Source organism: Nisaea sp., from assembly GCF_017640745.1.
GTDB lineage: Bacteria > Pseudomonadota > Alphaproteobacteria > Thalassobaculales > Thalassobaculaceae > Nisaea.
Map to the genome: position 1 here is coordinate 101,620 of NZ_JAEPQA010000008.1, position 10,725 is coordinate 112,344.

Consider the following 10,725-nt stretch of genomic DNA (forward strand, 5'->3'; position numbering starts at 1 on the left):
GGCTCAGCCGATCGACATCAGGCTCGCATTGCCGCCGGCCGCCGCCGTATTGACGCTGATGGACTGCTCCTCGACCAGCCAGTCGAGACAGTAATCCTCGCGGCCCGCCGCGAGCCCGGCCGGCGAGACACCCTGCACAGCGACCAGCGGGCCGTCCCGCTCCGCCGCCTGCGTCTGGATCCCGATCAGCGCGTCCGCATCGCCCTCGAACAGCACGCCGGCGATATCCGGCTCGGCCGCCCAGTCCTTCGCCAGCGCCACCCGCTCACGGAGATCCTTCGGCAGCTCCGACACCAGCTTTGTCGCGGCCGCGTTCTCCTGCAGGACCGCCTGGTTGCCCGCCGCGAGGATCGCTGCGACCTGGCGCAGCAAACCGGTCTCACCTGAAGCGAGGGCGGCGATCCGTCCCTTCGGATGGACGATATAGCGGTTCCGCTCCCCGACCGGGCCCGGCAGGTCGAGATCGGTGCCGAGGGGCGAGCGGGCGATATAGGTCCGGGCGAGATCGGCGTCCGCCGCACGCCCCGTTTCCCGCAGCCAGGCCTCGAACTGGTGCGCCGGTTGCGGGCCGACCTCGGGGGCGCTCTCGCGGAGCGCGGAAGCGAAAGGCCGCCGCGCGAGCAGGCGGTTGAGGTAGAGCGGTCCGCCCGCCTTCGGACCGGTGCCGGAAAGCCCGCGCCCGCCAAAGGGCTGCACGCCGACAATGGCGCCGATGATGTTGCGGTTCACATAGACATTGCCGACGCCGATCCGCCGGGCCACCCGGTCGATGGTCTCGTCGATCCGCGAATGTACCCCGAAGGTCAGGCCGTAGCCGGTCGCGTTGATAGCGTCGACAAGCTGGTCGAGACGGCTTCGCTTGAAGCGGATGACGTGCAGCACAGGCCCGAAGACCTCGCGTTCCAGCTCCGACATCTCCCCGATCTCGATCAGGGTCGGGGCGACGAAAGTGCCGTGCCGCGTCTCTGTCGTCAGGGGGAGGGATTCGACCTGATTGCCCTTGTCGCGCATGGCGTCGATATGGGCCTGGATGTTGCTCCGCGCCTCACCGGTGATGACCGGACCGACATCCACCGAGAGCCGGTCCGGATTGCCTACCGCGAGCTCGCGGAGCGCGCCCTTCAGCATGGTCAGCATGCGGTCCGCCACGTCTTCCTGCAGGCAGAGCACGCGGAGCGCCGAGCAGCGCTGTCCCGCACTGTCGAAGGCCGACATGATGACGTCGGCGACGACCTGCTCCGGCAGGGCCGAACTGTCCACGATAAGCGCGTTCTGCCCGCCGGTCTCCGCGATCAGCGGGATCTGCGTGCCGTCCGGCGCGAGCCGCCCGGCGAGGCCTGCCTGGATCAGCCGCGCGACCTCGGTCGAGCCGGTGAACATGACGCCGCGGACCCGTTTGTCGGCGACCAGCGCCGCGCCGACATCGCCGGCGCCGGGCAGAAGCTGCAGCACATCCGCCGGAATGCCCGCCTCGTGCAGCAGGCGCACCGCCTCGCCGGCGATCAGCGGGGTTTCCTCGGCCGGTTTCGCCAGCACCGGGTTGCCGGCGGCTAGCGCGGCCGAGACCTGCCCGGTGAAGATCGCGAGCGGAAAGTTCCAGGGGCTGATGCAGACCACCGGACCGAGCGGCCGATGCGTGTCCATGTCGAACTTGGTTTCGACCTCGGTCGCGTAGTAGCGGAGGAAGTCCACCGCCTCGCGCACCTCGGCAATGGCGTTCGCCATGGTCTTGCCGGCCTCGCGCACGCAGATCCCCATCAGCACCGGCATGCGCGCTTCCATCAGGTCGGCGGCCCGCAGCAGCAGGGCGGCGCGCTCCGCCGGCTCCGTCGCCGCCCAGACGGGAGCAGCAGCCTCTGCGGTCTCGAAGGCCTTCGAGATCGTTTCCGGATCGGCGTCCCTCACCGTACCGACGAGATCGCGCCGGTCGGACGGGTTGCGCACCTCGCGTACGGGCCCGGAGGGCTCGGCGCCGTGAACTGTCGGCACCGTGGTCCAGAAGGTCTCCGCACTGGAGAGCAGGGCCGCGGAAAGCGAGGCGAGGCGCTGTTCGTTGGAAAGGTCGAGCCCTTCGGCGTTCGGACGGACTTCACCGTAGAGGTTGCGCGGCAGGCGGATCTGCGGATGCGGCGCGCCGACCGGCTCGATGGCCTGCGCGGCGGCAACAGGATCGGCGATCAGGTCGTCGACCGAGAAGGCCGGGTCGGCGATGCGGTTGACGAAGGAGGTGTTGGCGCCGTTCTCCAGCAGCCGGCGGACGAGATAGGCGAGCAGGGTCTCGTGGCTGCCGACCGGGGCATAGACCCGGCAGGGCCGGTTCAGCTTGTCCTTGCCGACGACCTCCTCGTAGAGCGGCTCGCCCATGCCATGCAGGCACTGGAACTCGTACTGCCCGGCATAATAGTTCGGCCCGGCCATCTGCATGATCGCGGCGAGGCTCTGGGCATTGTGGGTGGCGAACTGGGGATAGACCGCGTCCGGGGCCGCCAGCAGCTTCTTCGCGCAGGCGAGGTAGGAGACGTCGGTGTGGATCTTCCGGGTGAAGACCGGGAAATCCTCCAGCCCGTCGACCTGCGCGCGCTTGATCTCGCTGTCCCAATAGGCGCCCTTCACCAGCCGGATCATCAGCCGGTGACGGCTCCGCCGGGCGAGGTCGATCAGGTAGTCGATGACGAAGGGACAGCGCTTGGAATAGGCCTGCACCACGAAGCCGATGCCGTTCCAGTCGGAGAGGTCCACGTCGAAGCAGAGCGCCTCCAGCAGGTCGAGCGAGAGCTCCAGCCGGTCCATCTCCTCGGCGTCGATATTGAGGCCGATATCGTAGGAGCGGGCGAGCAGCGCGAGCTTCTTCAGGATCGGCAGCAGCTCCTCCATCACCCGGTCGAGCTTCTGGCGCTGGTAGCGCGGATGCAGGGCGGAGAGCTTGATCGAGATCCCCGGCCCCTCGTAGATGCCGCGGTTCTTCGCCGCCTTGCCGATGGCATGGATCGCCTGTTCGTAATCCTTCAGGTAGCGCGCCGCGTCCTCCGCCGTCGTCGCCGCCTCGCCGAGCATGTCGTAGGAATAGCGAAAGCCCTTCTTCTCCATCGCCCGGCTGTTGGCGAGCGCCTCGGAGATGGTCTGGCCGGTGACGAACTGCTCGCCCATCATCCGCATCGCGACATCGACGCCGCTGCGGATCAGCGGCTCGCCGCCGCGCCCGATCAGCTTGGTCAGCGCCGCGCCCATGCTCTCCTCGCTCTGGGTCGAGGTCAGCCGTCCGGTGACGACGAGGCCCCAGGTCGCGGCATTGACGAAGAGCGAGGGGGAATGGCCGAGATGGGATTTCCAGTCGCCGCCGGAGATCTTGTCGCGGATCAGCGCATCGCGGGTCTGCCGGTCGGGGATGCGGAGCAGCGCCTCGGCAAGGCACATCAGCGCGACGCCTTCCTGGCTGGAAAGATCGTATTCGTGGATCAGCCCCTCGACCCCGCCGCCGATACTCTTCTCGCGCAGCGCCTCGACCAGCTTGCGGGCGAGATCGGAGGCCGCTTTCAACTTCGCCGGCGACAGCGAGGCCTCGGAAATCAGATAGGGCAGGCACTCGGTCTCGGGCTTGCGGTAGGCGGCGGTGATGCGGGCGCGCAGGACGCTCTGGGCCTGAACACCCTGGGCGAAATCGAGGAACGGACGCGGGCCCGGATCGGAGGCTGCCGGCCCGTCTTCGAGATCGACCCCGGCCTCGGCGGCGAGATAGCCGTCCAGCGGTTCGCCCCGCTCGATCCGTTCGATGGCGCCGAGCAGCGACTGCTTGACCAGCCAGTGCGGCGTGCGCCCGACCTTCTCCGCCGCATCGCGCAGCCGTGCCCGCAATTCCTCGCTGACTTTCACCCCGATGGTCTGCGCCGCCATGACCGCCTCCGATGAGCAGAACCCGAATGCGGCAAGGTTACACCACTAGCGCCTCATGGGTGCAACCTCATTTTCGAAAAGGACAACCCGATCATTCCGCGGGCTCCAGCCGGAGCAACTGTCCGTCGTAGCTGTCGGTCAGGACGTAGATCAGCCCGTCCGGACCCGACTTGACTGCGCGGATCCGCTCGCCGAGATCCTCCAGCAGAACCTCCTGCCCGGTCACCTTGTCGCCATCCAGCGTAAGGCGGCGGAGATGCGAGCCCGCCAGCGCCCCGACGAAGAGATCCCCGCGCCAGTTCGGAAATCTGTCCCCGTCGTAGAAGTCCATCCCGCTCGGCGCGATCGACGGCACCCAATAGACAACCGGCTGCTCCATGCCCGGCGCGCCGGTCTTGTCCGAAATCACAGCCCCGCTGTAATCGATCCCGTAAGTGATCGCGGGCCAGCCGTAGTTCCGGCCGGGGCGGAGGATGTTCACTTCGTCGCCGCCGCGCGGTCCGTGCTCGTGCGCCCAGATCACGTCCGTTCCCGGGCGGAGCGCCATGCCCTGCACGTTGCGGTGCCCGTAGGAATAGATCTCCGGCCGCACGCCCGGCCGCCCGACGAAAGGATTGTCGGCAGGAACCGAGCCATCGTCATTAAGCCGGACCACGGTGCCGATATGGTTTTCCGGGTTCTGCGCTTCCCGCATATATCCGCCCCGGTCGCCCAGACTGACAAACAGCGTTCCATCCGGCGCAAAGGCAAGACGGGAGCCGAAATGCCGGCCGCCGGATACTTTCGGCTGCTGGCGGAAAATAACCTTAAGTTCTGTCAGCGTATTGCCGGTCAAGCGCGCCCGGGCCACTTCGGTCCCCACGCCCCCGGCACCGCGCCCGGCATAGGAGAGATAGATCAGCCCATTCGAGGCAAAATCCGGATGCAGTGCGACGTCCAGCAGACCTCCCTGACCGGAGGCATAAAACTCCGGAATACCGGAGACCTCATCCCCTCCGGCGCCAGACGCCTCGAACAGACGAAGCCCGCCTTCGCGTTCCGTCACCAGGATCCGCCGGTCGGGAAGAAAGGCGAGCCCCCAAGGGTGCGCCAGCCCGTCCGCGAGCTGAACGACCCGGAAGGCATGACGCTCGGAACGCTGGACGGGAAGATCGGTCGCCGAAACACAGCCCGCAGCCGAAACAAGCGCGACGAAGGCAGCGCAGACCACTCTCGGGAATGACTTTAATCGCATGAATTGCTGCAGCATATCCGTCCATCCGCAAATTGCATACAATTGGTAAATGGCGCGTGGACAGCATTGGGCAAGTCAAAGCGCGCCTGAACACTATGTTAAGACAGATTATTTTTACGAGATTGGATTCCGCTTCGAATTTCAACCAAATATCCAGAATATTATTGTATTATTAACCAGACGCACCGCAGAATAACGAAAACGAATGCGGAAACTGATCGCGAAAACGTGATCACAATAAAAATTGGGGTGGGGACAGCGCTATGACCGATGCTGCGCAGACTTCAAGACTGGCATTTGCGGGACTGGACAAGAATACTCTTGCGGACATGAAGGCCATCTGGCCGGTGATCGAGGCCGGATTGCCGTCGGTGCTCGATGCTTTCTATACCCATGTCGCCGCCGCCCCTGAAACGGCCGCCATCCTCGAAAAGGGTCCCGGCATCGACGCCCTCAAAAAGGCCCAGACGGCGCATTGGCGCACCGTCTTCAATGATGGCTTCAGCGCCGAACACCTTGAGCGCGCAATCCGGATCGGCAGGATTCACGCCAAGATCGGGCTCACGCCGCGCTGGTATATCGGCGCTTACACATTCATCCAGCCGCTCCTCTTCAAGTTGATCGCAAAGAAATACAAGCGGACCGAGGACGCCCTGCGCTACTGCAACGCCGTCGCAAGGGCCGTCGCGATCGACATGGATCTTGCGCTCGAGGCCTATAGCAGCTCGGACGAAGCGGAAAAGCTGCACAGCCAGATCCTGAACATGGCAGATACACTGGAACGGGAGATCGACCAGACTGTCGAAGAGGTCACGCTCCAGGCCAATCGCGTCGCCGACCTGACCAACGGCCTTGCGCTCGCTGCAAATGAAATGGCCGCATTGGTTAACGAAGTCCGGCAGGCGACGGATGTGACCGCGAACAACGTCAATTCGGTCGCCGCGGCGACGGAGGAACTCAGCGCGTCGAGTCAGGAGATCGCCACCCAGGTCTCGGAATCCGCTGCCCTCACGAACCAGGCGACCGCTTCCGCGGACGATGCCCGCAGTCAGGTTGCGGCGCTTGAAGAAGCAACGACCAACATCAGCTCGGTGGTCGATCTCATCAACTCGATCGCCGCGCAGACCAAGCTGCTGGCACTGAACGCGACCATCGAGGCGGCACGCGCGGGCGAAGCCGGCAAGGGCTTTGCCGTCGTCGCCTCCGAAGTGAAATCGCTGGCGCAGCAGACCGAGAATGCGATCCAGGATGTCAGCCAGCACACCGCGAACGTGCAGACCGCAACCCGCTCCTCGGTCGACGCCATCACAGGGATCGCCTCCAAGATCGGCGAGGTCAACGGGATCGCTTCCGGCGTCGCCACGGCGGTCGAAGAGCAACAGGCCGCCACCAGCGAAATCGGCCGCTCCTCGAACGAAGCCTCGGAAATGACCGCCCAGGTCGCCGATGCGATCGGACGTGTCGCCGAGCATGCGGACCGGACGAGCAAGTCGGTCGTTGCGATCGAGACTCTGGCAAAGAACGTCAGCGTGAACCTCAGCGACATGAAACGCCGACTCTCGGTCGTGGTGCGCTCAAGCGGCCAAGCCGACCGGCGCGGAACCGATCGCGTGCCGACCGTCATCGAGGCCGGCATCGAATTCGGGAACATCAAGGAAAAGGGCTTCATAGCCGATCTCTCGCCGCGCGGCGCTCTTCTGCTTTGCGACAAGCAAGAGACCGCGATGCCCCAGACGCAGGGGCATATCGTGCTCGCCAACGGCGTAAGGATCCCCGCCCGTGTGGTGGCGGCTACATCGCTCGGGCTGCATGTCGGATTCGACAATCTCGTCTCAAGCGCCGCCGAAGCTGTCGCGACGATGATCGAGCAGGCCATGGGCGAAAACGATACCTTCCGCGAGATCTGCGAGGCGGCGGCAAAAGAGGCAACAGAAGCGCTTGCCGGCAAGATCTCCGAGGGCCGTATCTCGGTCGAGGATATGTTCGACAGCCATTACACGGTTATTCAGGGAACAAACCCGGTCCAGTTCTCGACCAAGTTCGTCGACCTGACGGATCAGGTTCTGACCCCGATCCAGGAGCGCTACAAAGCCAAGGATGAGCGGATCCGCTTCATCGCGGCAACGGACCGCAACGGCTATATCGGCACGCACAACAAAGCCGTCTCGCAGCCCCAGCGCCCGGACGATCCGGTCTGGAACGCGGCCAATTGCCGGAACCGCCGGATCTTCGACGACCGCGCCGGCCTGCTGGCAGCCGGAAACAAGGAACCTTTCCAGCTGCAGACCTATATCCGCGACATGGGCGGCGGGCAGAAGGTGCTGCTGAAGGAAATCGACTGTCCGATCACGCTCTCGGGCCAGCACTGGGGCAACATGCGCTGCGCCTTCGTGCCGTAAGCGCACTTAAGAGGCCGGCGGCTCGAACTTGCAGTAGATGCGTCGGACGACGCCCCGGCGCTCGAGCTCGGCGAAACTCGGCGGCCGGTGCTCGAACCGCGGAGCGGGAAGGCTGGCCGTCGCCGGTACTGTCTTCAGAATAGAGCTGACAGTGCGGGGCGCGGCAGTGATCACCCGGCCCCGGCGCGGTGCTTCCGCGACGGTGACGCCGACCAGTTCGCCCTGTGCGTTCAATGTCGGCCCCCCGCTCATGCCACCGAGACTGCCTGACGGAATTCCATCGCGCCGGACCTCGGCCCAGACCAGGACCGGCTCGTCGGTGTTCCTGTGGCCCCGCGTCGCCATCCAGGACCCGCCGATCAGCGTCGACTCCACCCTTCCGCGGCCGTCGCCGGGAAAACCGTAATGAAACCCGGACTCTCCGGGCAGAGGCTGCGCCACATGCACGGCGATCGGCTCCGCCCCGAACGAACGGGAGTTCCGGGGCACGGTAATGAGCGCAAGGTCGGCGTGGCCGTCGATCTCCACCGATCCGTCTAGCCAGAAGCCCGAGCGCCCGCCGGTCAGAAACGCGAGCCGCCCGCACTCGTCGACGACATGGCGGGCGGTCACCCAGGCTCCGGGCCGGGCGACGAAAGCCGTTCCGGTTCCACTGGCGAGCCGCGGCGTCGACCGGATATTGACCTCTCCCAGCGCACGCTGCTCATGCTGACCCGGAGGTGGCCGGCGCACCGTCCGGGGCTCGACGGACGCCTCTCGCGGCAGCGGGCGATCCGGCACAGGCCGCTCTGGGGCCGGGTCGCGCCAGGTATCCGGATGCAGGGCGAAACCGAGAAATATCGCCAGGAAGGCCCCGAGCAGCCCGATCTTGTCCGAGCCCGGTTTGCGGAACACCGGAGCTATCCCGAAACGGCCGCCGCACTCACGGCGGCAACCGACAGTTTGACGGCGACGAGGAGGATCGCCGGACCGATCTCCCCCTCCTCGATGCGGCGCGACAGGTTGCGCACCGTCCGGTCCATCGCCCAGAAGACAAGCAGCTGAAGCAAGAGCGTGATGACGCCCCATACCAAGATATCCAGAAGGCTGACGCTGGCGGCGAGACAGGACGCCAGCGGAATGGCGAGCCCGAGAATCGCGCCCGCGAGCGATAGCGCCGCCGCGTTGTTGCCGTCCCGAACAAGCTGCAGCTCGTCATGCGCGGTGATCCGGATATAGACCATGACGGCCAGCACCAGCAGCCCGATCGTCAGCAGAAAATGCGCGATCAGGATCGGGAACCCTGCCGTAAGACTGCTCAGAATACCGGCCATCACCTCACCCATCTCCAAGTTCCCTAATACCGCACGGAGGCACGGCAGATCGCGTCCTTCATACCTCTTGCGGCACCGCGAGCCTACCGGAAGACGGCCGCCGGACCGCACCCACAAGAAAATTGGAGGAAACGGGAGACAGCAGTGACGGTTTGCCTCTATAATCGATCAAATTGAATCTTTTCCCGCCGCGCGCTCTATCTTCAAAGCAAAACATGGGATATAATTTCAGTACTTTTAGAGTTCTGAAAATGAACTTTCTGAATTGAAAGTGATTTAGCCGATGAGCCGTTACCTGGTACTGGACGAAAGGGCCGAACGCGAAGCGCGTGTCATGCACCGCTACCGTACGGAAATCGCGTCCTATTGGGCAAAATGGCATCTCGGTGTCGCGCTGATCTCGTCCCTCGGCATGATCTTCCTGACCGGGCTGATGGTCGCGCTCTGGAATGCCGCGATCCTCGGCATCGGGCCGACGATCAACGACTGGGGCGACTTTTCCTTCGTGCTCGACATCCGGCTGTTCAACTGGCGCGTCGATCCGGATTACTACCAGCGTCTCGTGACTTATCCGCTGACCCCGGTGACCCTGGACCACATGCCGTGGGCGCATCTCTTCGGCTTCGTCACCTTCGGCACCTGCCTGATCACGGCGATGATGAGCATCCTGCATTTCGAGCCGCTCATCAGCCACGACCCGAACCGCTACATCCGGATCGAGCCGGTGCGGCTCTCGCCCGCGATCGAGGTCTATTTCGAGAGCGACCGGGGGCGCGACCAAAAATGCGTCATAGACGTGATGTTCACCGCGCCGGGCCCCGCCAGCGCCCAGGTCATCCGGGAGAAGTGCAAGGCGATCTCGCTGCATTGCCAGACCGAGCTGCAGCGTCTCGTCGACAACGCCGTCTGGCAGATCAAGGTGCCGCAGCTGCGCCGCAAGCTTGCCCAGATCGCCGTCGAATACGTCCCGCGGGACGCGATCCACGATCTGCAGATCCGCTCCATCAAGATGCATGACGTCATCCGGCCGATGACGATGCAGGTTGCAGTCTCCGAACTGCCGGCCGACATCGTTCCGGTGCCCGTCGCAGGCACCGAGATTCCGGAAACCGAGCCGGCCTAGAACAGAGCCGTCAGATCGCTCGCGCCGACCCAGAGCAGACGCACCGCCAGCAGGGTCAGCACCGTCTTGAAGCCGATCGCGAAGACCCGCTCGGGCAACCTCTCCAGAACCTTCTTCCCGGTCGCGGTACCGAGGAAGCCCGTCGCGATCATCGCGGCGATCAGGGGCACCCATTCCGTGAAGGCGAAGCCGAGGATCCCGAAGGCGACGATCTTCACCCCATGCTGCATGGTCATGCAGGCGCTGTGGGTGGCAACCGTCGCCATCTTGCCGTAGCGGTCCGGCGGCAGGAAAGCCGCCAGCAAGGGGCCGGTGGCGCCGACGAACATGGTGGCGAAGGTGGTCGCCAGACCGACGGCGGCGAAACCCGGCGCCGGCACCTTGTGCTTGCCAAGCTTCGGCCCCCAGACCGTATAGAGAATGAAGAGCGCCAGCACCGCCTGCAACGCCGCCTGAGGCACCGAAATCACGAGCTGCGCCGCGATCGCCGCGCCGACGATGGCACCCAGCACGAAGAATCCGAAGACCCGGCGCTCCAGATGTTGGCGCATCAGATAGGCGCGGCCGGCATTGGAGCCGAGCTGCACCACCCCATGCACGGGAATCACCGCGAGCGGCGGCAATACGGAGCCGATGGCGACCAGCATCATGACCCCGCCCCCCAGCCCGAAGGCGACGGTGACAGCGGACGTAAAGTAGCTGAAGACAACGAGCGCGACAGCGCCCCAGAGCGGTACGGCATCGGGTAACAGGATTTCGAGCACG

General features: G+C 65.0%; 7 protein-coding genes. 2 read left to right on the forward strand and 5 right to left on the reverse strand.

The features are described from left to right. Positions 1-3: 3 nt before the first annotated feature. Positions 4-3,891 (reverse strand): trifunctional transcriptional regulator/proline dehydrogenase/L-glutamate gamma-semialdehyde dehydrogenase, encoded by a 3,888-nt coding sequence (gene putA, locus JJ959_RS07965; RefSeq protein WP_292881819.1) that lies wholly within the window; start codon positions 3,889-3,891, stop codon positions 4-6. Positions 3,892-3,982: 91 nt separating this feature from the next. Beyond that, positions 3,983-5,125 carry a PQQ-dependent sugar dehydrogenase gene (locus tag JJ959_RS07970; protein ID WP_292881822.1) on the reverse strand — a complete coding sequence of 381 codons (1,143 nt, stop codon included), beginning with the start codon at positions 5,123-5,125 and terminating at the stop codon, positions 3,983-3,985. Between the two features lie 263 nt (positions 5,126-5,388). Between JJ959_RS07970 and JJ959_RS07975 the strand changes: the two genes are divergently transcribed. Next, entirely contained in the window at positions 5,389-7,524 is a 2,136-nt protein-coding gene (locus JJ959_RS07975) for a protoglobin domain-containing protein (RefSeq protein ID WP_292881823.1), read from the forward strand. 6 nt (positions 7,525-7,530) lie between these two features. Here the strand turns inward: JJ959_RS07975 and JJ959_RS07980 are convergent, their stop codons facing one another. Further along, on the reverse strand, positions 7,531-8,418 hold the full coding sequence (locus JJ959_RS07980) for a trypsin-like peptidase domain-containing protein (protein ID WP_292881825.1): 888 nt from the start codon (positions 8,416-8,418) through the stop codon (positions 7,531-7,533). Positions 8,419-8,423: 5 nt separating this feature from the next. Then, positions 8,424-8,837, reverse strand: a complete 414-nt coding sequence (locus JJ959_RS07985) for a DUF350 domain-containing protein (RefSeq protein WP_292881828.1) — start codon at positions 8,835-8,837, stop codon at positions 8,424-8,426. Positions 8,838-9,120: 283 nt separating this feature from the next. Between JJ959_RS07985 and JJ959_RS07990 the strand changes: the two genes are divergently transcribed. Continuing rightward, entirely contained in the window at positions 9,121-9,960 is an 840-nt protein-coding gene (locus JJ959_RS07990; protein ID WP_292881829.1) for a hypothetical protein, read from the forward strand. On the opposite strand, the gene JJ959_RS07995 is transcribed toward JJ959_RS07990, so the two are convergent. Further along, complete coding sequence (locus JJ959_RS07995) at positions 9,957-10,724, reverse strand: sulfite exporter TauE/SafE family protein (RefSeq protein WP_292881832.1); 768 nt, start codon at positions 10,722-10,724, stop codon at positions 9,957-9,959. The genes JJ959_RS07990 and JJ959_RS07995 overlap by 4 nt on opposite strands. Position 10,725: the final 1 nt, after the last annotated feature.

Coding starts and splice junctions, on each gene's coding strand:
- JJ959_RS07975 (WP_292881823.1), top strand. CDS start 5,389: ATGACCGATGCTGCGCAGACTTCAAGACTGGCATTTGCGGGACTGGAC.
- JJ959_RS07970 (WP_292881822.1), bottom strand. CDS start 5,125: ATGCGATTAAAGTCATTCCCGAGAGTGGTCTGCGCTGCCTTCGTCGCG.
- JJ959_RS07990 (WP_292881829.1), top strand. CDS start 9,121: ATGAGCCGTTACCTGGTACTGGACGAAAGGGCCGAACGCGAAGCGCGT.
- putA (WP_292881819.1), bottom strand. CDS start 3,891: ATGGCGGCGCAGACCATCGGGGTGAAAGTCAGCGAGGAATTGCGGGCA.
- JJ959_RS07985 (WP_292881828.1), bottom strand. CDS start 8,837: ATGGCCGGTATTCTGAGCAGTCTTACGGCAGGGTTCCCGATCCTGATC.